Source organism: Bacteroides sp. 11BF (assembly GCF_019633765.1).
GTDB lineage: Bacteria > Bacteroidota > Bacteroidia > Bacteroidales > Bacteroidaceae > Bacteroides > Bacteroides hominis.
On record NZ_JAFKPJ010000023.1, the window covers coordinates 1 to 26,969 of the forward strand.

Below are 26,969 nucleotides of genomic sequence, written 5' to 3' on the forward strand. Positions count from 1 at the left end.
ATCGCCAAAGTTCTTCTGGAACTTTTTTCGCGCCATATAAAGTAGGTCACTGAAATGCTGATGGTGATGTAACTGAGCCATGCCCACCAAGTAAGATACCAGGGAGTGCTGATATGTATCTGTAATAAGATTTCTTGTGCTTTGCGCATTTTCAGCGAGTTGCCTTTTTGACGTACGTGTAGCACGTAGTCTCCAGGATCCAGATTAGTGTATTTCAGGCTTGTTTGTGAGGTGAGTGACCATTGCTTGTCAAAACCTTCTAACTGATACTCATACCAAGTATTATTCAGTATATCCACATAGTTGGAAGAAGCAAACTCAATAGTCAGGTTATTTTGAGCGGCATTTAGATTTACTTCCCGGACAAAAGGGAGCCCTTCTGTCAGTATACGACTTTTGTCATCCGGACTTATCCGTGCGTTGTTGACGGATAAACTTGAAAAATAGAGTTTAGGTTTGGGATATTCTTTGTTCAGGTCTTTCTCCAGAAAAGAACTAAGCCCTCCTGTACCTCCGATAAATATTGTATGGTCACTACACATCCATACACCACAACCATTAATGATGGATGAGAGGGACAGTCCGTTATCCAGTTCAATGGAACGGAATGATTCGGTGGTTGGATTAAATAGTGTGATACCCCGATCACTTGTGATAAGTATGTTATCTGTCGAAGTCTGTAGAAGATTATAGCAATAATTGCTAAGTAGTTGGTTCTGTTCGGGAGTATAGTTGATGCAGGTCTGAGTTTGTTCGTTATAGCAAAAAAGTCCTGAACCTAAAGTGGCGATATAAAGATATTGATTGTTACCTTTCAAAATCTTGCTGATGCCGAACTGTCCAATGGATGCAGGCAGGCTGAATGATTTAACTTCTTCGGGGTGTTTCAGGTTTATATTATATAAGTTAGTACCTGCCGACAACCAGAGAAAGCCTTTGGGGTCAATGGTGAAAGTTTGATAGTAATATCCGTCATAAAGCAAGCGGAATTCATTCGTATCGGGATTCATGGAGAAAACTCCGTTGCGTGCGGAAACGATTAGCTGGTCGTTATAGAAAGATACTTGGAAAATAACATCATTGGGCTCTTTTTTGCTTTTCGCGGAGTAATTGAGGTAGTTGTAAAAACGTCCTGTTTTGCGGTCGAGCCGGGAAAGCCCTCCCATATGCGTACCTATATATAAGCAGTCTCTTTTAGGGTCGTAACAAATACTCTTCAGATTGTTGTGGGGCAGAGAGTTGGGTCCTCCGGCAGTGTAAGTCCTGAAATGCCCCGCTTGGCGGTCTAGACATGCCAATCCACCACCATCGGTGCATATCCATAGGTGATGATCTTTGTCCTCGGTCATGGCCCCGGCAAACGGGTAGTTGAGACAGTCACTGCGATCGGGATTATAAGTGTAGTAATTGAATGTGTTGTTATCTGGGTTGAAGTAGTTGACTCCTCCATAATAACTACCTATCCAGATAGTGCCTTGTACATCTTGATAGAGCGAAAATATAGAAGAATGGCTGAGTCCTCCTGGGCGTTGTTCTTGCTTGATGAGGCTGTAGGTTTGGGTGTGTGGATCATATTTTTGTAAACCGTCGAAGGTTCCGAACCAGATGTTCCCTTGCTGATCTTCAACAAATTCACGTATTTGTTCACTGGAAATGCCTTTGGGGGATGAGGGGTCATAAGGAATACGGTTAATTTGTCCGTTTCGGTTGATATGGTATAGCCCTTGTGTACGGCAACCTACCCAAACTTCCTGACTGGAATCTTGGAAAATACGGTAAACATCTACTTTGGGGATCAGGCATTGAACCGCTCCTTTATTTTCTGTCGTATATAGGCCTTCTTTGGCACCGATATAAAATCTGTTGCCATCTGTCATCAGATAGTTGATGGATGGTATACCTGTTTTTTGTTGAAAATCTAATTGATTGTTTTGGGGATTGTATCGGAAAATAGAGTCGTGCCCGGCACACCATATCTCACCGGCATGAGATGTTAGAGCATAGACAGAGCCTTGACGCAGACGTTCGAAAGTCTCTTTACGAATATCGTATTTCAATAAAGCACGATCAACAATTAAAAACACATCTCCGTTTTGACTTCCAGTAATGGCGCTAACCTCATTCCCTATCAGAATTTTCTGATCCGGTTGATTCCCGTTCTGGATCCATGCTTTATAAACCGTCATCCTATCACTATTGTAGATGTTGACCCCTTCACGTGTACCAAACCACATTCTACCCAGTTTATCTTGATAGATAGCCATAACAGACGATTGCGAAAGACCTTCTTCTCTACCTATGTGTTTAAAATATCCGGCGTATGATAATTGAACGATGAAAATGCCGATAAAAGAAAAGGCTAATTTGTGTTTATTCATAGTTATTCCGTATTTATAAACGCAAATATATAAATAACAGATAGATTTAGTATATCAACTCTATGAAAAAAGTATATAAACAGAAATAAACCTCCCTACCATTCAACAGATAGGGAGGCTTGTGGGGGAAATCGTAGGTTTATCGGATGCTTTCCTGTATTTTCGGTTTCAGGATAGCGGTCCAGAGATCGTAGCCATTCTGATTCATGTGCAGGCCGTCCGGTTTAAAGATATCTTTTCGCAGTTCTCCGTTTGCACCGTACAAGCAAGAGGCTACGTCGATATAAGTGAGTCCGTCCGTCTTCGAAGCATACTCTTTAAGCAAAGTATTAATGATTTCATGCTTCGGAATCATCTCCTTGCGTGCGAGCGAAGGCTTATAGGAGAGAATGAATATCGGAATATCCGGATAGTCCCGTTGCAGCCGGTTGGTCAGTAAACGAAAAAAGTCGAATGTTTCTCCGACAGTCAGATCCTCGGGGGTACCTGCAAGATCATTTTCTACATAAACCACGATGCTGCGCGGGTGATATCCCCGGGCAATCACGTCGTAATTATAAAGCATGTCTCGTAAGGCGGCACCACCGTATGAACGGCGGAGAATCTTCAGTGGGGCCATGTCCCGGTAAATGTTATCCCACAAGTTGATGGAAGAACTGCCTAAAAAGAGAACGTCGCAAGAAGTATCTTTCAATGTCCGGTTTTCTGTTTGGTACCGGTCTATTTCTCCTTGGTATCGGGTTACCCATGTAACCGGATCCGTGTGGCGGACAGGAAGATATTCGCTGAAGCGCACAGAATCCTGTGGCGTTTGTACCTCTGCTGCAAGAGTGTTGCAGCAGAGGAGGACAGTACAAAAGGTGATAAATATTGATTTTATCATTTATTTCTTTACGTTAAATCCAAGTTTTTTCAATCCGTTCTGCACGTCGGGATGACTCATGAAAAGTTTCCATAGAAGTCCGGTCCGGTAGTTTTCTATCATTACGGCTATCGGCCCTTGGTCGATGGCCAGATATCGCTTCGGATACCAGTCCGCGGTTTCGCTGAAGGCATCATAGAATCCGTAAGGACCGAATACCTTATCTCCCATCTGATACAGATGACGCATCACTTGCAGTGACTGGTCCGGTGTATAGACGATGGAAGAGAGGGCGGCGGTGGGAGAGATCACTCCCCGGTCATCACGTTCCAACGGGCCGTGGGCAGCATATCCATCCACGGAATAACTGGCGGTCAGCCCCCAGCAGTCAGCCCCGTAACCTTTATAGTGTTTGGGGTTGCGGATGCAATATTCACGGTTTACCAGTGTAAGATTTCGCATTTCGTTGAAGTAGCTCGGGCAATATTCATCTTTCAAACCCACCGGATCGAGTCCGAGGAAGGAATACTGCGCCCAGAACAACGGACCGACCTCTCCACCCTGATAGCGGAGATGCAGTTCGATACCCTCTACCCGGTGTGGAGAAACAATCGCGCCATTCTGTGCCCATCCTTCATGATATACAGCAGCCGGCACTCCATGAGTAGGAGAAGCGGCGGCAAGGATATACATAATCAGGCATTCATTGTAGCCGTGTATCGGAAAGTTCATTTCCCAACCATATTCCGGACTCCAGTGCCAGTAAAGCACATTTTGCCCGTCACGGCGATACCAATTCCAGTCTACCTCCCGCCATAGTTTATCGATACGTGCCGCAAGAGCTTTCTCTTCGGTTGAACCTCCTGCATAGTATTGATGTACGGCCAGCAAACCTTGCATCAGGAAAGCTGTTTCTACCAGATCGCCTCCATTGTCTTTTTGTCCGAAAGGTTGCACACGTCCCGTTTCACCGTTCCACCAGTGTGGGTAAGCGCCTTTAAAGCGGTCCGCCTTTTCCAGGAAACGGACTATTTTCTCCATGCGGCGCAGCCCTTCTTCCCGGCTGACGTATCCACGATCGATACCCGCCAGTATGGCCATGATGCCGAAGCCGCTTCCTCCTGAAGTAACAATCTCCGGACCTCCGGCCGGATATTCGCCATCCATATGATAGCGTTCGCGTGCCAGTCCGCTATTGGGTTCGGCTGCTTCCCAGAAATAATTGAAGGTTCGTCGCTGGACGGTATCCATCAGGGCATCGTCTGTCAGGGTAGCGGCAGAAGAAGGTTTATCCTTTGGCTTGCAAGCTACAAGAAGAAAAAGAGCGAAGAGGAAGAAGAGGAGCTTGCTGTTGTGAGTGACAAGTTGGGTATTCATAATGATTTCTTGTTTGTAATGGTTTTAGTTTCACCACAGATTACACGGATTTTCACAGATTAATCATTTATCCCGTTGATATTTAAGATTAAAATTCTGTGTTAATCTGTGTAATCTGTGGTGAATCTTATTCTTTTCTATTCCCTTGTGTAGCCGATTCAACGCAACGTGAACCGTGCCGTTTTCACGTTCTGGCTGTCAGGTCCTATCATCACATCGAAATCGCCCGGTTCGGCTACGAATTGCAGGTCGGCATTGTAAAACTTCAACATTTCCGGAGCAATCGTAAAACGGACAGTACGCGACTCATTGGGCTGCAGGTAGATCTTTTCAAATCCCTTAAGCTCTTTTACCGGGCGGGTGACACTGCCTACGAGATCACGGATGTAGAGTTGCACTACTTCACTGCCGGCACGGTCTCCGGTATTCGTTACGGTGACGGAGGCTACCAACTGATTGTCCATCCCGATGGAGGGTTGACTTAAAGTGACATCACTGAAGCGGAATGTGGTATACGACAATCCATATCCGAACGGATAAAGTGCATCATTGTCTACGTCCAGATAGTTGCTGCGGAATTTCTCAAACCATTTGCCTTCTTTGAGCGGGCGACCTGTATTTTTGTGTGCATAGTAAAGCGGAATCTGGCCTACATTCTTCGGGAAAGTCATGGTGAGTTTGCCGCTTGGGTTCACTGCTCCGAACAGTACATCGCCGATAGCCAAGCCTGCCTCCGAACCTCCGAACCATACGTTTAAGATGGCGGGTACATTCTCCTGCTCCCAGTTCAGCACCAACGGACGGCCAGTGAAGAGTACGAGAACCACCGGCTTGCCTGTTTTCAGTAGAGCTTCCAGGAGTGTGTGTTGTACGTCCGGCAGGTCGAGGTTGGTACGACTGCTGCTTTCGCCACTCATTTCCGATGATTCGCCCAGCGCGGCAATGATTACGTCCGACTGTGAAGCTATTTTCAACGCTTCGTCCAGCAGTTGCTTGTCAGTACGGTTGTCGCGGTTCAGCGAACGGCCAAACAGGGTGGCTCTTTCCTCATAGGCAGCATCGCTTATCAGGTTACTGCCTTTGGCATAAAGAATCTTTGCCTGATTGCCTACCCACTCGGTCAATCCCTCTACCAGAGATGGGCTCTTGTCCAGAACTGCCGCCACACTCCACGTACCTGGCATATTCGAGCGGGTATTGGCCAAGGGACCTATCACTGCGATGGTACCGGTGGGTGAGAGAGGGAGAAGGGGAGAGGAACCGGGAGAGAGCTGTCCGTTTTTCAGTAGTACGAAACTTTCTCCGGCAATTCTCCGGGCTACGGCACGATGCTCTTTGGTAAAGATGTCACGTGCCGGACGTTTCAGATCACAATATTTATAAGGATTGTCAAATAATCCCAGTTTATATTTGGCTTCCAGAATGCGGCGGCAAGCGGTATTAACGGTTTCTACCGATACTTTGCCTTCTTCGATCGATTTTTTCAATGTGCCGGCGAAGCCTTCACTGACCATGTCCATATCTACTCCCGCATTGATGGCACGTGCCGATACGGTTTGCAGGTCGCCAATCCCGTGTTCTATCATTTCAGAGATTCCGGTGAAATCTGTCACTACAAATCCGTTAAATCCCCATGCTCCACGCAGCACATCGGTCATCAGCCATCGGTTGGCAGTTGCCGGCACACCCTCCACTTCGTTGAATGAAGCCATTACACTGCCTGCTCCGGCTTCAACACCAGCCTGATAGGGGAGCATGTAATCGTTAAACATCCGTTGGCGGCTCATGTCTACGGTATTGTAGTCCCGTCCGGCTTCGGCTGCCCCATACAAGGCAAAATGCTTGATACAAGCCATGATCTCATCGTTACGGCGCATATCCTTTCCCTGATATCCGCGTACCATGGCTTGGGCAATCTGAGCTCCGAGGAAGGGATCTTCGCCCGAACCTTCGGATACCCGTCCCCAGCGTGGATCGCGACTGATATCTACCATCGGACTGAAAGTCCACGAGATGCCGTCAGCGCTTGCTTCGATGGCTGCGATACGTGCAGATTCTTCAATGGCCGGAATATCCCAGGTACACGAAAGCCCCAATGGGATAGGAAAGATGGTTTCGTAGCCGTGAATCACGTCCATACCGAAGAGCAGAGGGATACCCAGACGGGAATTTTCTACAGCCAGACGTTGTACATCGCGAATTTTATCCACCCCTTTCAGGTTGAAGAGTCCACCTACTTCACCTCGCTTTATCTTTGTGGCTATGTCACTGCTTTTAGCTTGTCCGGTGGTAATTTCACCCGTTACCGGCAGGTTAAGCTGCCCTATTTTCTCTTCCAGGGTCATCCGTTTCAGCAGATCGTCGAGGAAACGGTCCATGTCCTGAGGAGCTTTTTGCGCTTGCAGCCCCAACGGGAGTAAAAGTGCAAGCAGAATGAGTAAAGAATATTTCTTGTTCATAACTGTATATGGTTAAGAGTTCACCACAGATTACACGGATTATCACAGAGAGGAGATCCATTGGATTGATAATCTGCACTTAATATATCTGTGATAATCTGTGTAATCTGTGGTGAAACTCTGAGATTAATAATCCGGGTTCTGTACCAATACGCCTTTCGACTTGTCTATCTCGTCCTGTGGAAGTGGCAGCAAGGCATTCTTGGGTTGATAACCCGTTTTGCCAGCAGCATGTAGCACTTGCGAAGCGATACCCCAGCGTACCAGGTCGTAGAAACGTCCCGATTCCAATCCGAGTTCTACCCGTCGTTCATGCCGGATGGCATCACGCAACACGGTTTGATCCAATGAAGTCACTTTGGGCAGAATGTCCGGGTTGTTGCCACGGGCGCGGGCACGTACCATTTCCAGATAACCCGATGCTTCGCCTGTTTTACCTAACTCATTAGCCGATTCTGCTGCCATCAGCACTACGTCGCCATAGCGGATGATACGGATGTTCACCCAGAAACCATGACGGGTAAACTCCTCACGAAGTGCCGGGTTGGTATAAGCTTTCTTGTTAAAGTAAGCCCCGTCAGCCTGTGATACCGGAGACTCTCCATAAGGCTTGTTGGTGTTTTCAGGAGTAATCGGGTCGTCATCCGAACGGCGGAAGTAGAGCAGGGTAGCGTCTTTGCGCGGGTCGCCCGGTTCGAATGCTTCACCCATCAGCTCGGTTCCCATATGCCATCCCCAGCCAAGGTCCCATTGGCCGGAGCCGCGTACACCTTGTACCTCGCAGAACTGACTGCCTATTTTATCACTTGCAGGCAGGGCGGCAGTCGATGCACATTGCAGCTCAAATACCGACTCACTGCTGTTTTCGCCATCATCGGTAAAGATAACGTCATAAGGAGTGTCCAGATTATACTGTCCGGAATTCATTACATCGGTTGAGGCAGTATACATGTTCTGCCAGTCGTTACGCATCATATACGTGCGGGCATGCAGTGCACGGGCACTTCCCCAGGTTAGACGTCCCAGGTAAGCAGACTGCCATTGACGGGGTAAAAGCCCTTCAGCCTGTGTCAGGTCTGAGTCGATCTGTTTATAGATCTCTTCGGCGGTGGTCTTCGGTACATTGGCTTCCGAGGCGTCGTTCACTTTGAAAGTGACCAACGGCACTTCGCCGAATGCACGGACCAGGTTGAAGTAACAGTAAGCACGGAAGAAAAGAGCTTCTCCCTTATTCCGGAGATCATTTTCTTCTGTCAGGTTACCTTTCTCGATGGTTTCTATCACGTCGTTGCATTGATAGATGATAGCGTAATTCTGACTCCAGTAGGCTTTGATCAGTCCGTTATTGGTATTGTACTGGAAATCATCGTACATGGCAGCCTGATCGGCACCGTCGCTCGCCGTACTTCCTTTTTCCGAATCTTCCGAGCGGAAATATTCGATGGCGAATGCCGGGATACCTGCGGTAATGTTATAGTTACGCATCATGGTGTAGATATTGAAGACTTTTCCTTCGGCAAGTGCTCCGGGATTATCATCTTCGGTGAACTGCCCTTGAGGGTGACGGTCCAGAAAATCGTTGCAACTGCTGAAGCTCAGAGCCGATACGGCTAATGCAATGGGTAGGATGTATTTATTTAGTTTCATACTCTGCTTCGTTAAAATGTTAAGTTAATACCAAATGTATAGACTGCCGGTACCGGATATGTTCCGTTATCCACTCCGAAGGCAATGGCCGATCCACCGATTTCCGGTGTATAGCCCGTGTTATGCTTCCACGTCTTCAGGTTTTGTATGTTGACATAAACCTTCAGAGCCTGCATGCGTATTTTCGCCAGCAAGGTTTTGTCGAAGTTATAAGCCAGTTGGAGGTTACGGATACGGAAGAAGCTGCCGTCTTCGATGAAGTACTCGGAGTTCTCGCTGTTGATGGCATGTTTTGTATTCAGCAGGGGTTGCGTGTTCGATGTGCCTTCTCCGTGCCAGCGGTCGAGACGTTGCTCCATATAATTGAACTGTGCCCAGTTATAATTGTCCCAGGTACGGTAAATCTGATTGCCGCCTTGTCCCATCATTTCCATGCTGACTTCCCAGTTCTTATATGAAAGGCCGAGGCTGATGCCGTATGTTACGTCCGGTGTCGGATCACCGATCATCGTGCGGTCGTCCGGTGTGATTTTTCCATCTCCGTTTACGTCGGCAAACTTAAGGTCGCCGGGTGTGACAGTTGCCAGTGTATTCGCCGGTGAAGCGTCGATCTCGGCCTGGTTTTGGTAAACGCCCGCTACTTTGTAGCCGTAGAAATAACCGATCGGATAGCCTGCCATTGTGTAGCTCTGGCTTTTGTCGCCTGCGATGATGGAGTATCCTTCCTGTACCAGACTCTTCACTTTGTTACTGATAGTGGTCAGGTTCGCGCTGACAGAATATCCCCAGTCGCCGATCTGATCTCTCCAGGAGGCCATCAATTCGATACCTTTGTTCTCAATTTCTCCAAGGTTTCCGATACCCGGTACGGTTCCCGACAATCCCGGTACGGTAGCCAGCAGGTCTTTGGTATTCTTCTTGTAATATACTCCTTCCAGATGGAAGCGGTTGCGGAACATATTGGTCTCGAATCCGGTTTCCCATGCTTCTACTTTTTCCCAGCGGAGGCGCGGGTTGGGCAGGTAAGCCAGTTGGTAACCCGGATAGATGATAGCCGGTTTGCCGAATACGGCGGCGAAAGCATTTTCCAACAACGGTTCTGCCGGATAAGCCCTATCCATATTCTGGTTACCTAATGTGCCCCACGAACCTTTCAGTTTCAACATGTCCAGCCATGTGATGTCTTTCATGAACTCCTCTTCAGTCATCAGCCATCCGGCACCTACAGAGTAGAAGTTCTGCCATTGGTTGCCCGTGTATGCGAAGGCCGATGAGCCGTCACGACGGAACGAGCCGTTGAACAAGTATTTCCCTTTATAATTATAGATGACACGGGCCAGCATGGACACGGTGGTGCGTTCCCACTGTGTACTTCCGTTGGTAGCGGTAGCCAGATCGCCAATGCTGACGAACCATTTATCGGGATTATTCGGAATCACCAGCCCGATACCCTGTCCGCGTGAAGCATCCAGTCCGCTGAGTGAATTGTAGTAGGTTGTGAAACCGGCAGTAGCGGTCAGGTTGTGTGTACCATCGGCAAAACTGTTTTGGTATGTCAGCAGATAGTCGCTCTGCACTTTGGTTTCGTTTTGTTTGTTCTGGCTCACTTCCGTCTTTCCCGTTCCAAGTGTAGCCACATTGCCGGCTACGGTTGCGTCATATACTTTAATGATTGGTTTGTAAGTCCGGCTGTCATTGGTGGCATAATCCATGGAGAACATTGCTTTGAATGTGAAATGCTTCAGGAAATCCACTTCACCGTAAATGCTGCCCGATGCACGGTAATTGATGGCGCGGGTGGTGTTGGCACGCAGATCTACGTCAACCAACGGATTGGTCATCTGTGCTTTCTGGAATTCCGGCAATGAAGTATACAGACCGTATTCTTCGTTGTAAACCGGAGCTACAGGAGTAGTGCGAATTGCGTTCAGAACCGTTTTGCTATCGGCCGGGAGCATTCGTGCTCCGTTGAACTGAAATCCCACTTTGATATCTTTGGTGATCTTATAATCATTACTTGCATTGATCGTCACTTTGCTATACTTCTCATGCTTAATGTTTCCCTGTTCGTGCNATACTTCTCATGCTTAATGTTTCCCTGTTCGTGCGAGTAGCCCACACCGAGATAGAAACTATGTTTTTCCGAAGCACCTGTGATACTGATATTATTGTTCGTGATGAATCCGGTCTGGAATATTTCGTCTTGCCAGTCCGTATTTGCGTTCCAGTTGCTGAAGTCGAATGGGGTGTTTCCCTGATTCGCCATCTGCTCGTTATAGAGTTCCTTGAACTGTGGCGCATTCACCATTTTGATTTTGTCTACTACGGTTTTCCATCCGAAAGAGGTGTTGATATTGACCAGCGTCTGTCCCTCTTTGGCGCGTTTGGTAGTTACGATGATCACGCCGTTGGCACCACGTACACCGAAGATAGCCAATGAAGAGGGGTCTTTCAATACTTCCATCGATTCGATGTCTTCCGGGTTCAGGAAGTTGATATTGTCATTGAAGAGTCCGTCTACAATATACAGCGGTTTGTAACCATTGATGGAGTTTGTGCCGCGGATACGGATTTCGGGATCGGCACCTGCCTGTCCGGAATTGACAATCTGCACACCGGCAATCTTTCCTTGTAGGGATGATAGTGGGTTAGTGGCCGGTTTGTTGGCTATTTCCGAACCCTTGATGTTGGTGATAGAACCGGTCAGGTCACGTTTCTTGGCGCTACCGTAACCGATAATTACTGTTTCGGCAAGCATTTGGGAGTCGTCTTTAAGCGTGACATTAATCACAGTCTGCTGCCCCACTTTAATCTCCTGCTTTTCATATCCTACATACGAGAATACAAGCACATCTTCAGGGGTAACAGAAATGGAGTATTTGCCATTCATATCGGTGATGGCTCCGGTAGAAGTCCCTTTTACCAGAATAGATGCGCCGATCAGGGGCTCATGGGTTGAATCTGTAACAGTACCCGTTACTGTTTTGGTTTGCGCCATGGCTACCGATGCGCTCAGCAGTAGGCACGTCAGGACAAATACACTTTTTAGCCATAAGGCTCTCTTCTGCCGAAGAGGTCGTAAAGGTTTAGTCTTCATTGCATTAAATTTTACCATTGTATAACTATTTTGATTTAACACACCTTCTGCCAGTTCTCTTTCAGATACTCGATAGCTATATCGACGGCAAAAGTACCCAATGAAACAAATAAATGTCGAAAAAGATGTGAACGGATTCAAACTCCCTGCACTTTTAACATATATCGGACTTGTAATCCGACTAATGTATTTTTATATATGGCTCCCTGAATGGATCGGTCAAAAACAATTCGCCCAGATGATAGAAACATCACCTGGGCGAAACCATTTATACTGTGAGGACTATCCTTCGGTGCGACTTGGCCATTTGCTTCAAAACCGCTCTTGGCTCAATCTCTTGTTGCAGTGGTAACGTGGGAATTTGATATAGTTCTTTTTGTGTGTTTATAAAGATGAGACGCATAAATATATAAAAAAAAGATACGTTTTGATTTTTCATAATAAATTCTCTTTTATAATTGGCCTTGAATCTAAATTCTGCTCACTTAACCAGTTAGCTCGCCGAACCGCTGTCACTCTATCCCCCCGGAGGACAGCGGTTCTCTTTTTGCTTTGCAATTATCAGACTAAGTAATGCTATTGGGTTTAACCTTAAGATAGATTATCGGTCAGGTTAGTGAGTTTTCAAATCAATATCAAGTAAGAATCGGGAAGAAACAAGGTAGTTGGTATCTTAAAACATAAACTCTTTAATGGATTGTATCTAAATGCTTTATGATGAATCTGTGCTTCTTTATCTCAGCCCTGCTACCCGGGCCCATGGGCCCGGGTAGCAGGGCTCATCAGCTCGGGCATTGGGGCTCATAGGCCCAGGTATGCGGGCTGAGATAAATAGTATACCATTTTCGGTTAAACATTAAAGGAAAACAAAATGCTCTAAACGATATTTTTACTTGAAAAGTGAACTTCTTTCTGTTGTAAATCAGTGGATTATATTCTGATGTATCCCTAAACCGACGGGTGGAAGATGGAAGATGGTGGTGGAAGATAAATGGGCTGAAAACGCTATCTTCCACCACTATATCATATTGCGTATTAAATAGATAGGCGTTGAAAGGTGGAAGATGGAAGATCGAAATGTTTTTTTGTATGAGAGGGGAAAGAAAACAAATTATGGCACCGAATTAGTCACCGATTTTATGTTTGTATTTTTCGGATCAGCGTAAAAACCGTAGCCAGCCTTTTAGGACATAGCGGATTGAAACATACAGAGAAATACACCTGTGCGGTGGATAAATTAAAAGAGGAAGCAATAAACAGTTTGCCCGAACTAAAATTTTAACCATAAAAAACTTATCTTTGTAACGATGAATTTTGAAGCATTAGTAGAACATATCAGTAAGATACAGAACACGTTGCAGGCACAAGCTGCACATGCTGTAAACCTTGCCCTTACTTCTCGTAACTGGCTTATGGGTTATTATATCGTGGAGTTTGAACAGAACGGAGAAGACCGTGCCGCATACGGTGAACAACTGCTGAAGAAGCTGGAGTAACGTTTGAAAATTAAAGGGCTGAATGAACGTAGATTTCGTGAATTTAGGCGGTTATACCTTATTTACCCACAATTAAAAGAACCTGTTACACAATACATTGCAACACAAATTCAAATTCGGCAGTCATTGACCGCCGAATTCACCGAACCAATTCGGCGGTTGACGACCGCCGAATCTGATAATGGCGTTTGGAAACTACCAATAGAACACCCACAAATCGAAACATGGATGATTCCTGCTGATAGATTATTCAACAGATTATCTTCCACCCATTTAAATACCATGTCGGGAATTGAGAACCCGGTAAAACGTGCTTTCTATGAAATGGAAACTATTCGTGGTTGTTGGTCTGTAAAGGAGTTGGAGCGACAAATAGCATCCTTATATTATGAGCGTAGCGGACTATCCAAAAACAAAGAAGCCCTCTCTTCCTTAGTCCAGCAACCTTATTACAGCCCAAAGATGTTATCAACACTCCTGTTACTTTGGAATTTTTAGGACTAAATGACCGTGCATTGGTGACGGAAAACGATTTGGAACAATCCATTCTTGATAACCTGCAACACTTCCTGTTAGAAATGGGACATGGCTTTTGCTTTGAAGCCCGGCAAAGACGTATTTTGATTGATGAAGATTATTTCTTTGCCGACCTTGTGTTCTATCATCGCATTTTGAAATGTCATGTTATTGTGGAATTGAAGATAGACAAGTTCCACTATGAGTATGCTTCACAACTGAATATGTATCTGAACTATTTCAAAGCAGAAGTGATGCAGCCAGATGATAATCCACCTATCGGCATTTTGCTTTGCACAGAAAAGGGAGATACATTGGTAAAGTATGCCACTGCCGGATTAGACCCCAATATATTTGTTCAGAAGTACATGATAGAGCTTCCAACCGAGGAAGAAATAAAGAAATTCATATCTTGTCAGAACTATTAAAAAAATATTTGCATATGATACGAGTTCGTTTTTTTTAATATAAGAGACATAGCTCTTAATGAAATACATAACTCTAAAAGAACTATATCAATAGCTGTTGCATGGTTTACTCAACGAGATTCATTTAATGCTATAATTGGAGCTATAGAAAGAGGCGTAAATATTTCGCTTATGCTTATCAACGATATTATCAATCGCAATGAATATGGTCTTGATTTTTCATTATATCTTCAAAAGAGGGGTAAATTATGTTTTGTTGATAGTATTTTCGGATAGCTTATTGTTACAAATAAAAAACCTGCTAAAACAATTGTTTTAGCAGGCTTTTTATACAACATTGAAAGTTTGTGCGGATGATAGGACTCGAACCTACACGTCGCGAGACACCAGATCCTAAGTCTGGCGCGGCTACCAATTACGCCACATCCGCTCACTAAATGCTCACTCGTTTGGAGTTTTGCGCTGCAAAGATAGATACTTTTTCTGATTTTACAAATTTATAAGCAATAAAGTTATTTACCGGGGAATCTGCGGGCGATCTCTATCAATGTAGCTTTTCCTCTCAGGGGCTCTTGTTAAGCGGGTTGTAGAATAGTTCCACATCTTTGTGGAGCAGTTCTACAGCCCTTCTTTTCATTTTTAGCTTTTCTTGAATATTTAATACTCTTATTTACTGATGTTTAGACTTTATTGATTTCATCAATACTTTTGAGGTACAATTATTGGAGTACAAGTGCAAATAGGTATTTGTAGATTTAAAATGATTAGCCAATGAGAAGTTTGAAAACAGTGTTGATTATATTGTTGTGTATCTGTGATATACATGTGCAAGCACAACAGTTGGAAATAAAAGGTTTAGTGACGTCATCGGAGGATAAACAGCCGCTTATCGGAGCTACGGTTGCCGTAAAAGGGGTACCGGGAAGGGGAGTGGTAACGGACATGGACGGTCGTTACACTCTGAAAATAGAACCATCAGATAAAATCCTTGTCATATCCTATATAGGAATGAAATCGTCTGAGGTCAAAGTGCCGAAGAATGGAGTCTTGAATGTGGTGTTGCAGCCCGAATCACTTAATCTGGATGAAGTTGTGGTGACCGGATACGGAAATTTTTCAAAGTCATCCTTTACCGGATCAGCTAACACCTTACGGGCCGACATGCTGAAAAACGTACCGGTACTTTCTGTAGAACAGAAGTTGCAAGGTATGACCACGGGGGTAAATATTACTTCCGGTTCCGGCCAGCCGGGAGCTAACCAGAGTATCCGTATCCGTGGTATGGGTTCATTCAATGCATCCAATGAACCTCTTTTTGTGATTGACGGTATACCGGTCACTTCCGGCAGTATGGGAGCCGGTACGGGGGCCGATGCCGCCTATATGAATAATGCCAAAACAAATGTAATGAGTACCCTTAATCCTGCCGATATCGAGAATATTACAGTGATAAAGGATGCCGCCGCCGCTTCTCTTTACGGTTCGCGTGCTGCGAATGGGGTGATTCTGATCACTACCAAAAAAGGGGCCGTAGGGCGGACTAAAGTTACTTTGAGCGCGAGCGGAGGCTTTTCTAATGCAGCTGTCAACTTCCGTCCCACATTGAACGGTGAACAACGCCGTGAAATGATTTATGAAGGTCTTTACAACTCTGCAGTAGACAAGGGACTCCAATCTCCCGAAGCATATGCAAACGCAAATATTGATACATATGCAGGGATACCGGAACTGGGATATACTGACTGGAGGAAAGAACTGATCCGAACCGCTCATAATCAAAACTACGAGGTGACTGCTTCCGGAGGTAACGAGCGCACTACTTTTTATGCTTCTCTCGGCTTTAACCGTCAGGAAGGTCTGGTCGAGAATTCTAATCTGGACCGTTACTCTGCCCGCCTGAACATGACACATAAAATAGGTAGCCGTGTCGAGGTAGGAGGTAACATGATGTTTACCCAGATAAGTCAGGAGATGAACGAGGAGCGCGGTTCCAATATCAATCCCTTCCTTTGTGTTGCTGTGTCTGCCACACCTTCCATGCCTGTGCGTGACGCTTCGGGCAACTATGTGGGGTCTTATTTAGGCACCAATGTGAATCCGCTTCGTGACATCCGTACTGACTATAACCGCAGTCGTATGACACGTATGTTCTCCACCGGTTATGCTTCGGTAGATATTATCAAAGGATTGAAACTGAAAGAGACCCTGAGCTATGACTATACTGTACAGAAAGATTCCCGCTATTTGAATCCGCTTAGCGGGGCAGGTCCCAAGAGCGGAAGTGATGCTCAGACCTCAAAGGGATTTACCGAATATGGTAAGCTATTGTCGTCTACTTCACTCAACTATACCCATACATTTGCCGCTAAACATCACCTTGACATTTTGGCTGCCTATGAATTGGAAAGCTATCAGAGTGATAAAGCTATGGGAGAGAAGGCTAAACTCCCCTCGGATGTGTTGCTTGAGCCGGATAATGCCGCTGTGCTGAAGAGCTTTGTTTCTTCTACACAGGCATACAGAATGATTTCTTACCTGTCCCGTTTGAACTATGATTACGATAATCGTTATTACATTGCAGGTAGTTATCGCCGCGATGGCAGTTCACGTCTTGCTCCGGAAAGCCGGTGGGGAGACTTCTGGTCTGTTTCCGGTATGTGGCATCTGAGCAGTGAACCTTTTATGGAGGCTGTGAAGCCGGTATTGAATGATGTAAAAATCCGTGCTTCTTATGGTGTCAATGGTAATCAGCCGGGAGCTTTTTATGGATATATGGGGCTATACAGTTATGGGCAGAACTATATGGGGGCAGCAGGTTCATACGAGTCTGCCCAAGCCAATCCCAAACTGAAATGGGAAAAGAACTATAATCTGAATATTGGGCTTAGCCTGACTTTTATTGACCGTATCTTTGTGAATCTCGAATACTACAACCGCGATACAAAGGACTTGCTTTATAATCGCCCTATCAGTTCCACTACCGGTTTTCTGAATTATCTTGCAAACATCGGTCAGCTTAACAACAAAGGGGTGGAGTTCGAACTGCGCACGATTAACTTTGCCGGTCCTGACTTCAACTGGACATCGGTGTTGAATTTAACACATAACCGTAATAAAATCGTGGCACTGGACGGAGATATAAAGCAATCTGTCGAGGGCTCCTGGTTTATTCATAAAATAGGTCTTCCTTACAATAGTTTCTACGTGAAAGAGTTTGCCGGAGTAGACCCGTCGACCGGGAAAGCTCTTTATTATCTCAATACACAAGATGAACAGGGGAATTATAATAGAGAGATGACTGACGATGCTTCTAAAGCGCAAGCTATTCCGTATAAATCTGCTGATCCTAAGATATCGGGAGGGTTCACTAACATCATTTCTTATAAGTGGTTTGATCTGGGACTTACCTTTACCTATTCGTTGGGAGGATATTCTTTTGACAAGGCAGGTACTCTGATAGAAACCGACGGCAGCAAAGAAAAGTCATACAACCTGCCTGTATATGCTTTGGACCGTTGGCAGAAGCCGGGAGATAGAACTGATGTGCCCCGTTTTGTATTGGAACAGGGAGCCGGTCCACAAAATTCATCCCGCTATATTCACAGTACCGATCACATCCGCCTCAAGAACCTGACACTCGGTTTCACTCTTCCTGGCAGATGGGTACAAAAGGCACTGATAGAGAATGCACGTGTCTACTTCTCAGGAAGTAATCTGCTGACATGGGCCAAATGGAAACAGTATGATCCTGAAGTACCGGTTAATGGTGAGGTGTTCTGTGAGGCTCCTCCCATGCGTACCTTCAATTTTGGGGTTGAGATAACTTTCTAAATCATTCATCATTATTAATATTCAGATATATGAAACGTACACTTATATACATGTTTGCCGCTATGTCGCTTGTGGGTTCTTCTTGTTCCGGCGACTGGCTGAATTTAAATCCATCTACCTCTGTGACTACTCCGCAAGCCATCCGTACACTTGAGGAAGCACAAATAGCTTTGAACGGCATTTATCGCATTGCCGCTTCACATAGTTATTATGGTGATAATTATCTCTATTATGCCGATTGCCGTGGTGAAGATGTTCAAGCACGTGTCAGCAAGGGAGCCGGAAAACGTGTATCACCTTATTATGAGTTCAATGTCACGGCAGATGATGCCTTGAATATTACCCGTGTATGGAATCAGCCTTATAGTGTCATTCATCAGGCAAATAGTCTGCTGGAAAGAATAGAATCCGGTGCGGTGGTTACCGATGATGCTGTGGCTCTCAACTGTATCAAAGCTGAAGCGCTTGCTTTGCGTGGATTGGCTTTGTTTGATCTCACCCGTCTGTTTGCTATGCCCTATACCTTGAACAATGGTACTTCTTTGGGAGTACCTATTGAGATTAAAACAACTTTGCCTACTCACCAGCCTGCCCGCAATACGGTGGCCGAATGCTATCAGCAGGTGATAGACGATATGACAGGTGCACTGAAACTCTCGGCACTTTCCGCTGATAAGAAAAACGGTTATCTTAATGTGTGGAGTGTCAAAGCATTACTTTCACGGGTATATCTTTATATGAATGATAATGAAAAGGCTCTCGCATTGGCCAAGGAAGTGATGAATAACGGTGGATTGTATCAGTTGTTCACACACGATGAATATCCTACAGTATGGGGAAAAGACTTCAGTTCTGAGTCACTGTTTGAGTTTTACTACACTCTTTCCGAGCCTGATGGCGGAACGGGAGGTGAAGGCGCTCCGATGGTTTATGCCGATAATGTGAAGGATTGGAACAACCTTGTACTGACCAAAGCATTCCTCGATCTGTTGGGAGAAGATCCGGATGATGTGCGTCATTCATTGAATCGTTTGCCGGAGAAACCGGAAGAGGACCTATTGCCCGAAGGTTCCAAGGGTCATCCTAAATATCTGAATAAATATCCGGGTAAGACGGGGGATAATCCGCAGGATAATGACATTTGTATAATCCGCCTCTCCGAAGTTTACCTGAATGCTGCCGAAGCTGCCTTTAAGTTGGGGGGAGCAGAAAATCTGAAATTTTCTTTGGATTGTCTTAATGCCATCGTGAGCCGTGCTAATCCGGTGAAGTGCGTGAAAGAATCGGAGTTGAGCCTGGAGCGTATCTTGAAAGAGCGCCGTAAGGAATTGGTAGGAGAGGGACATGCGTTCTTTGATGCCATGCGAAATGGTTTGTCTGTAAATCGTACCGGTGGTTGGCATTTGCCTTCTGTAGCGGCTGCTGCGGTTATTGCCCCGTCTGATCCGCGGGTAGCATTACCTATTCCGCAGGCGGAGATAGATGCTAATCCGAATATGGTGCAGAATCCGCGTTAATGCTTTCTGGGAGGTGAGATATACCGGTTTCCCGGATGACAAGGCTCGAACCGGCATGTTATGAGACACCAGACAGTTATTTACTGAGGAATCTGCGGGCGATCTCTATGAGTGTATCTTTTCCTCTCATTTCGTCTTCTTGCAGCATATCTACCTGAATGTCCGGTTCAATACCGAACTCAATATGTTTCATCTGTGCATCGAAGTGGGGACTGGCGGAGAAACGTACGCTCCACCCGTTGGGCAATTCGGAGGTAAAGGGCATACCCGATCCTCCTCCGGTTTTATCTCCGATGATGGTGACATTGGGCAGGCAACGCATATGGTTGACAAAATCGTTGGTTGCGCTGAAAGAACGGCGATTGGTCAACACGACTGCTTTCTTTTGCCAGCGTACCCCATTGGCTGGTTCCAGATAGATGGCATAGGGTTTAGAGAAGTCGTTGTGTCCGGTTCCTGTCTTATGGCAGATGTATCCTGTCAGAACCTTTTCGTTAGTGAATCGGGAAGCGATGCGGGCGGAATTTGTTGCGTTTCCACCACCATTATCGCGCACATCGATAATTAGCCCATTGCATATGGCCAGATAGGAGAGCACTTCGTCCAAGTTGCCGTTGCCAATCGGGTCGGCAAAGCTTTCATACCGCATATAGCCGATGTTGTCTTTCAGTATCTTATATTTGAGGCCTGCTGCCGTACGATAGTCCGTACTGGCACGGCCCAGATAGGAATCTTCAACCAAGTCTGCACGGAAGTTACGGGGATAATCCTGATACCAGGCGTCGTAATAAGACACGTTGTGAGCCGAAGCCAGATTGACATGCCCGTCCTGCAATTCATAAAGCATTTCACTCAGAACTTCGAACAGCCCTTCGTTGCTCATATTCGGGGTAATACGTTTTTGATATTGGGTATAGATATCATCCCAGTCGATTTGTTTGTAATCGAGAAAGCAATATTGCCGGTCGATGATTTTCCATAACTGCTCAAAGTTTCCTTGTGGATCGTTGGCATACTCTTCTTCCCGGATACAGGAAGAGAGGAGAGCCAGAAAGAAAATCAGGCAGAAGCTTTGTTGCAGGATATTATGGATAGGAGGATTCTTCATGATTCACTTCTGTTTTAATAGGCTCTGACGGCAGGTGGCAGGGGAGTTCCGTTCTTATTTCGGATACGGAACAGATCGTGTACAAATCCCACCATGAAAACTTGTGAATAAGTATGTGTCTTGATTCCGTTCAGTTTGGATTGTTGGAGATCACACAAATAGCTAAGGCGCATTTTGGTATATCTGATTGGAAAGTCGACTGATATCATCTGTCGTAACGCCGGCTGATTATGCAGAGAAGTAAAACGGACTACGCCACTGGCGTGTCCGAGTGTGAATATTTCGTAGTAAGATTGCCCGTAATGGGGAGAGAACATGACCCCTATTACCGGAAGATTAACCTGGTAACGTAATGCCAACGGATAATTTTTTATTTTTGTATGCCAGATGGCCATGCCCGAAGCGTCCAGGTTGATGTAAGCACGTGCTGAGGCCGGATTGTTGGTATTGCGCAGATTGTAGACAAAGCCGCCGTTGAAATCTCCCATTCCTCCGGCAAGCAGCTTAAAGTTGTCTGTTATGCGGAACTGATAGTGCAGTCCATAGTTCCAATTCACTAATCCGGCAAATGTATTGTTGTTATCTACCCGGTTGTGAGTATATGCCAGGTTTGCCTGAAAAAAGTTCTGTACCGAGACATTGCCATCGCCCCAGGCGGTCATACGCATTGTTTCGCGTGAGATACGAAATTCGATACCTTTATATTCCTGCGGAGAAAGATAGGTGTCGAATACATTGGTGTATCCCACACCGTACATGGTGGCACGTGTCACATAGCGGGTAGCTTGAAGTGAGTCTGTGCCATTACCATTTCCGTTCCCTCCAAAAGAAGGGAGAGCGATTGCTATCATTAATAATAGCAATATACTTGTATTTACTTTCATACGCAGTTTTATCTTGGACTTGTGCTAAAACAGCTTCATCTGTCCGGTCATTTCATCGAGTATGTCGTTTTCTGTTTTACCATTGTCCGGGTCCAGATTTTCCGGTTCTTCATCTGTGTTTTCATCATCCGTGGTTTGTGGCGGATCCGGGAAACGGGTTGGTTCCAGTTCGTTGATGGTCTCTACTGTATAAGTAGTGAGACGTTTCCCTTTGGCCTTAAAACCTTTGACGGCAATGAACTCTTCGGCATCAATGACAACTGGTTCGCGGAAACTGTCGTGACCTCCGAAGATGATCTCCAATCTTGGGTAATACTCATCCGTCAGTAAAATCAGGCGGTTATGTTTGTTCTCACCCAGATAGTTCTGCTTGCGGGCAGTGGCTTCGAAGCAGAAACGTTTCAGGTACGGATAGTTCTGTTGGTCGGCATCATAAAGCGCAGCCGTCCATATCTTGTTGGCATCGAACTTCTCGACGATACTCACATTATCTTCGTAGTGATTGCTGAGATCGAAGTTTGAGGTATAGAACTCTCCGGTGTTCAGCACAACAAGGATGCTGTCGTCGCTCTGGAACTCACCCAAGTATTCACCCCGGCCGTCGTAATTGAGGCGGAGCACATCGCGGTCGAACCATACTTTACGTCCGCCCAGTGTAGAGCCTCCCCGTTGTTTCAATACAATTTTGTGTACCGGCAGGCGTGTCAGAATGACACCCAGACTTTGTCGGCTGCGAATGGTCACTTCACTGAAATCACGCTCGAAGATGATGCGGCGTACACGTGGATTAGGTTTCAAGGTGACCTTGATGATTTCAGCTTCACCATTGGGATTGGCACTGAAATAAGAAATGCGTGAATCGGGTTTACCTTGTGTCACGTCGTATTCACGGTCGCGTACGATGGAAGTGACTGCAAACCGTTTGATATAGTGTGTTCCTTCTGCACCGTCGCGGTAGGCTACGTTGTAGATGGTGCGTTTGTCATTCTTCTTAAATACATTGACGTAGATTACGTTTTTGCCCACAAACTTCTTGTCGGCTACGGGAGTGACCATGTAACGCCCGTCCCGGTAGAAGATGATCACATCATCGATGTCCGAACAGCATGCCACGAATTCGTCTTTCTTTAATGACGTTCCGATGAAACCTTCTTCACGGTTGATATAGAGCTTTTCGTTGGCTTCCACCACTTTGGCGGCTTCAATGGTGTCGAAGTTGCGCAACTCAGTGCGTCGGGGGAAGTTTTTCCCATATTTATCTTTAAGCATCCGGTACCATTGGATGGTGTACTCCACGATGTTGGCCAGATGATTGTTGATCTCGGCAATGTCTTCGTTCATGCGGGCAATAGCCTCTTCCGCCTTGTCGGAATTGAACTTCAGGATACGTCCCATCTTGATTTCCATCAGGCGGAGGATGTCTTCTTTCGTCACTTCACGTATGAATTGCGAATAGAAAGGAGTCAACCGTTCGTCGATGTGTGCGCAGGCGGCATCCATATCTTTAGACTGTTCGAACTCTTTATCTTTATAAATGCGCTCTTCAATGAATATCTTTTCAAGAGAAGCGAAATGCAGGCTTTCCTGTAGTTCGTCTTTTTTTATTTCCAGTTCCTGGCGGAGCAGAGATAGCGTGTTGTCGGCAGATTTTCTCAGGACGTGGCTGATGGTGAGGAAGTGAGGCTTCTGATCATCAATCACACAACAGTTGGGCGAGATGCTTACTTCGCAATCCGTAAAAGCATAGAGGGCATCGATTGTTTTGTCCGATGAAGTGCCCGGAGCCAGATGGACAAGGATCTCTACGTTGGCTGCTGTGTTGTCGTCTACCTTGCGTATCTTTATTTTTCCTTTGTCTACGGCTTTCAGGATGGAGTCGATGACCGAAGTCGTAGTCCTGCCATAAGGAATTTCGGTAATGGCGAGTGTTTTATTGTCTACTTTATTGATTTTAGACCGTATCTTTACTGCTCCACCGCGTTCACCGTCGTTGTATTTCGACACGTCAATAGAACCTCCGGTCTGGAAGTCGGGATATAGTTTGAACTCTTCGTTTCGCAGGTAACTGATGGAAGCGTCGCAAAGTTCGTTGAAGTTATGTGGTAAGATCTTGGATGAAAGTCCTACGGCGATACCTTCCACTCCTTGTGCCAGCAAAAGTGGGAACTTCACCGGCAAGGTGATAGGTTCTTTGTTTCGTCCGTCATACGACAGTTTCCATTCGGTTGTTTTAGGGTTGAACACTACATCGAGTGCAAACTTTGACAGGCGTGCTTCGATATAACGGGGAGCGGCCGCACCGTCACCGGTGAGGATATTACCCCAGTTACCCTGGCAGTCGACCAATAAGTCTTTCTGTCCCAACTGTACCAATGCGTCACCAATAGATGCATCGCCATGGGGGTGAAACTGCATCGTATGTCCTACAATGTTAGCCACCTTGTTATACCGTCCATCATCCATGCGTTTCATGGAGTGCAGGATGCGGCGTTGCACCGGTTTCAGTCCGTCATTGATATGGGGCACGGCTCGCTCGAGGATAACGTATGAAGCATAGTCCAGAAACCAGTTCTGGTACATTCCTGTAAGTTGATGTTTAATGCTTTCGTTATGTGAGTCCGCCGGCTTATAGTCAGAATGTCCTTCCGTAATCTCGTTGTTCTCTTCGCTCATAAAATCAAATTTCCCTCTGGTTTTAACAACAAATTATCTTTTTTACATCATTATTGGGTGATGTGCAGGCAAAAATACGAATTTAATTGAAAAAAATCATTTACTTTGCAGATTATTTCTGAGTCTGGCTTACAGGCAGATGTATGAAATGTAAATTGTAAATGACTAAATTGAAAATAAGACGATGGCACAAGAAGATGTTTTTAAGAAGTTAGTATCACATTGCAAAGAATACGGTTTTGTGTTCCCCTCAAGCGATATCTACGACGGATTGGGCGCAGTGTATGACTACGGACAGATGGGTGTTGAACTGAAAAACAATATTAAAAAATACTGGTGGGACAGCATGGTGCTGCTGCACGAAAACATTGTCGGCATTGACTCTGCAATTTTTATGCACCCTACCATCTGGAAGGCTTCCGGACATGTGGATGCATTCAATGATCCGTTGATTGACAACAAAGACTCTAAAAAACGCTATCGTGCCGATGTACTGATCGAGGATCAACTGGCTAAGTACGACGATAAAATTAATAAGGAAGTAGCCAAGGCTGCCAAGAGATTTGGCGAAGCTTTCGACGAAGCCCAATTCCGCAGCACCAATGGCCGTGTTCTTGAACATCAGGCAAAGCGTGATGCATTGCACGAACGTTTTGCAAAAGCACTGAATGATAACAATCTGGAAGAACTTCGCCAGATCATTATCGACGAAGAAATAGCATGTCCTATTTCCGGAACCAAGAACTGGACGGAAGTCCGCCAGTTTAATCTGATGTTTTCTACCGATATGGGGTCTACTGCCGATGGAGCCATGAAAATTTATCTTCGTCCGGAAACTGCGCAAGGTATTTTCGTAAACTACCTGAATGTACAGAAGACCGGTCGTATGAAAGTTCCTTTTGGTATTGCACAGATCGGTAAAGCTTTCCGTAACGAAATTGTAGCCCGTCAGTTTATCTTCCGCATGCGTGAGTTCGAACAGATGGAGATGCAGTTCTTCGTTCGTCCGGGCAGCGAATTGGAATATTTCAAGAAATGGAAAGAAATTCGTTTGAAGTGGCACAAGGCACTTGGTTTTGGCGATGATCATTATCGTTTCCACGATCACGATAAATTGGCTCACTACGCGAATGCCGCCACCGATATTGAGTTCCTGATGCCATTCGGTTTCAAAGAAGTAGAAGGTATTCACTCTCGTACTAATTTCGATCTTTCCCAGCACGAGAAGTTCTCCGGAAAGAGCATTAAATATTTTGATCCCGAGTTGAATGAATCGTACACTCCGTACGTAATCGAAACTTCGATCGGTGTCGACCGTATGTTCCTCAGCATTATGTCTGCCGCTTATTGTGAAGAACAGCTGGAGAACGGTGAAAGTCGTATCGTATTGAAATTGCCTGCTGCATTGGCACCCGTGAAGTTGGCTGTAATGCCGTTGGTAAAGAAAGACGGACTGCCTGAAAAGGCTCGTGAGATCATTGACAATCTTAAGTTCCACTTCCATTGTCAGTATGATGAAAAAGACAGTATCGGTAAACGCTACCGTCGTCAGGATGCCATCGGTACCCCGTACTGTGTGACTGTTGACCATCAGACATTGGAAGACAATTGTGTGACACTGCGTAACCGAGACACTATGGAGCAGGAACGTGTGGCAATCTCTGAATTGAATAATATCATTGCCGACCGGGTAAGTATTACCTCGTTGTTGAAAACAATCCAATAATTCTTTAGCGAATGAACAAAAAAATCTATTTATTACCGTTGCTGTTACTGGCCCTTATCTTTGTTTCTTGTGAAGAGACGAAAGAAGCTACAAAGTTTGATAATTGGAGGGCACGTAATGAAGGATATATTGATTCTTTGAAGACGGTATTTGATGACAAGAAGGATCCCGAGCTGAAAGCTTTTGCACCGGAAATAAATCCTAAGTTGCGAATTTACTATAAAGATAAAACACCTGCTGATAGACAATTGGGCGATAAACCTCTTTATACGGATTCTGTCGAAGTATTCTATCGTGGTTATTATATTTTTGGGGAATCTTTTGATGGTAATTTTACTGGTAGTCAGCCGAATCTTGACTTTGATGTACCTTTGAAGTGTTATGTAGATCCATTTAAGAGTACTACACAAACTTCAAAGTATATATCTGTCATTAGTGGTTGGGGAGAGACTCTACAACGGATGCGTGTAGGACAACACTGGACTATATATTTGCCTTATGAAATGGGGTATGGTGAAAAAGGGGATAGAGATATTCCAGGATATTCGACTTTGATTTTCGATATACAATTACAGCGAATTATGCATGAGTAGTGTTTGCTGATTTGTTTTAAATGGATACAGGCTACGAAGATAAAACTATTTTCGTAGCCTGTATTTGTTTTTTGATATTCATGTTTTGATTTCTGTTGAAATGGATCTAATTAATTATATAAACTCAGTTGTAGATATAAATAAGCTACTTAAATTTATTGATACCCTTTGTTTTGAACAAAAATCATTAAGTATTTTGTGAGAGTGAAATGTTGATCTGTCTTTTTACGAATATAACAAACAGATATTACTAATTTGTCAATTGAGTGGATTATTTAAAAGTATGGTACTGTCCATGTAATATTGTGTGTGCTTTTCTAAAGTGTTTATTTTTAGTGATTTATAAGCTCTATTTTATATAAATTTGTCCATGCCAT

The 26,969-nt window shown here is 45.2% G+C and carries 12 protein-coding genes, 1 tRNA gene and 2 pseudogenes; 5 read left to right on the forward strand and 10 right to left on the reverse strand.

Features of this window, described 5'->3' with window-relative positions:
- From JZY04_RS18590 to JZY04_RS18615, 6 genes and pseudogenes are all read right to left on the reverse strand, one after another.
- A partial coding sequence (locus tag JZY04_RS18590; protein ID WP_122142951.1) for a two-component regulator propeller domain-containing protein occupies positions 1–2,378 on the reverse strand: 2,378 nt, incomplete at its 3' end.
- Between the two features lie 139 nt (positions 2,379–2,517).
- Positions 2,518–3,261 (reverse strand): SGNH/GDSL hydrolase family protein, encoded by a 744-nt coding sequence (locus tag JZY04_RS18595; RefSeq protein WP_122142950.1) that lies wholly within the window; start codon positions 3,259–3,261, stop codon positions 2,518–2,520.
- Complete coding sequence (locus JZY04_RS18600; protein WP_122142949.1) at positions 3,262–4,617, reverse strand: glucoamylase family protein; 1,356 nt, start codon at positions 4,615–4,617, stop codon at positions 3,262–3,264.
- A 158-nt stretch (positions 4,618–4,775) separates the two neighbouring features.
- Positions 4,776–7,076: a beta-glucosidase BglX gene (gene bglX, locus JZY04_RS18605; RefSeq protein ID WP_032540356.1), complete on the reverse strand. Its 2,301-nt coding sequence runs from the start codon at positions 7,074–7,076 to the stop codon at positions 4,776–4,778.
- Between the two features lie 126 nt (positions 7,077–7,202).
- Entirely contained in the window at positions 7,203–8,723 is a 1,521-nt protein-coding gene (locus JZY04_RS18610) for a RagB/SusD family nutrient uptake outer membrane protein (protein WP_005779130.1), read from the reverse strand.
- Positions 8,724–8,734: 11 nt separating this feature from the next.
- Positions 8,735–11,838: pseudogene (locus JZY04_RS18615) on the reverse strand (SusC/RagA family TonB-linked outer membrane protein).
- Between the two features lie 1,289 nt (positions 11,839–13,127).
- Here JZY04_RS18615 and JZY04_RS18620 point away from each other — a divergent pair.
- Positions 13,128–14,260 (forward strand): annotated as a pseudogene (locus JZY04_RS18620) (YhcG family protein).
- A gap of 348 nt (positions 14,261–14,608) precedes the next feature.
- On the opposite strand, the gene JZY04_RS18625 reads toward JZY04_RS18620, so the two are convergent.
- Positions 14,609–14,690: transfer RNA gene (locus JZY04_RS18625), tRNA-Leu, on the reverse strand.
- 341 nt (positions 14,691–15,031) lie between these two features.
- On the opposite strand from JZY04_RS18625, the gene JZY04_RS18630 reads away from it, so the two are divergent.
- Positions 15,032–18,091 (forward strand): TonB-dependent receptor, encoded by a 3,060-nt coding sequence (locus tag JZY04_RS18630; RefSeq protein ID WP_122142947.1) that lies wholly within the window; start codon positions 15,032–15,034, stop codon positions 18,089–18,091.
- A 29-nt stretch (positions 18,092–18,120) separates the two neighbouring features.
- A complete protein-coding gene (locus JZY04_RS18635) occupies positions 18,121–19,608 on the forward strand; it encodes a RagB/SusD family nutrient uptake outer membrane protein (RefSeq protein ID WP_122142946.1) in 1,488 nt (495 codons plus the stop codon).
- Between the two features lie 76 nt (positions 19,609–19,684).
- On the opposite strand, the gene JZY04_RS18640 is transcribed toward JZY04_RS18635, so the two are convergent.
- From JZY04_RS18640 to JZY04_RS18650, 3 genes are read right to left on the reverse strand one after another with little or no spacing between them, the layout of a single operon-like run.
- Positions 19,685–20,716: a S41 family peptidase gene (locus JZY04_RS18640; RefSeq protein WP_122142945.1), complete on the reverse strand. Its 1,032-nt coding sequence runs from the start codon at positions 20,714–20,716 to the stop codon at positions 19,685–19,687.
- Positions 20,717–20,730: 14 nt separating this feature from the next.
- The gene (locus JZY04_RS18645; protein ID WP_233485007.1) at positions 20,731–21,567 is read right to left on the reverse strand and encodes a DUF3316 domain-containing protein; all 837 of its coding nucleotides are present in this window, start codon (positions 21,565–21,567) and stop codon (positions 20,731–20,733) included.
- Between the two features lie 57 nt (positions 21,568–21,624).
- On the reverse strand, positions 21,625–24,273 hold the full coding sequence (locus JZY04_RS18650) for a DNA gyrase/topoisomerase IV subunit A (RefSeq protein WP_122142943.1): 2,649 nt from the start codon (positions 24,271–24,273) through the stop codon (positions 21,625–21,627).
- A 184-nt stretch (positions 24,274–24,457) separates the two neighbouring features.
- Here JZY04_RS18650 and JZY04_RS18655 point away from each other — a divergent pair, with 184 nt between their 5' ends.
- Together JZY04_RS18655 and JZY04_RS18660 are read left to right on the forward strand one after the other, a co-directional pair.
- Positions 24,458–25,999: a glycine--tRNA ligase gene (locus JZY04_RS18655; RefSeq protein ID WP_005779103.1), complete on the forward strand. Its 1,542-nt coding sequence runs from the start codon at positions 24,458–24,460 to the stop codon at positions 25,997–25,999.
- A gap of 11 nt (positions 26,000–26,010) precedes the next feature.
- On the forward strand, positions 26,011–26,592 hold the full coding sequence (locus tag JZY04_RS18660) for an FKBP-type peptidyl-prolyl cis-trans isomerase (RefSeq protein WP_122142942.1): 582 nt from the start codon (positions 26,011–26,013) through the stop codon (positions 26,590–26,592).
- The last annotated feature ends 377 nt before the right edge of the window (positions 26,593–26,969 follow it).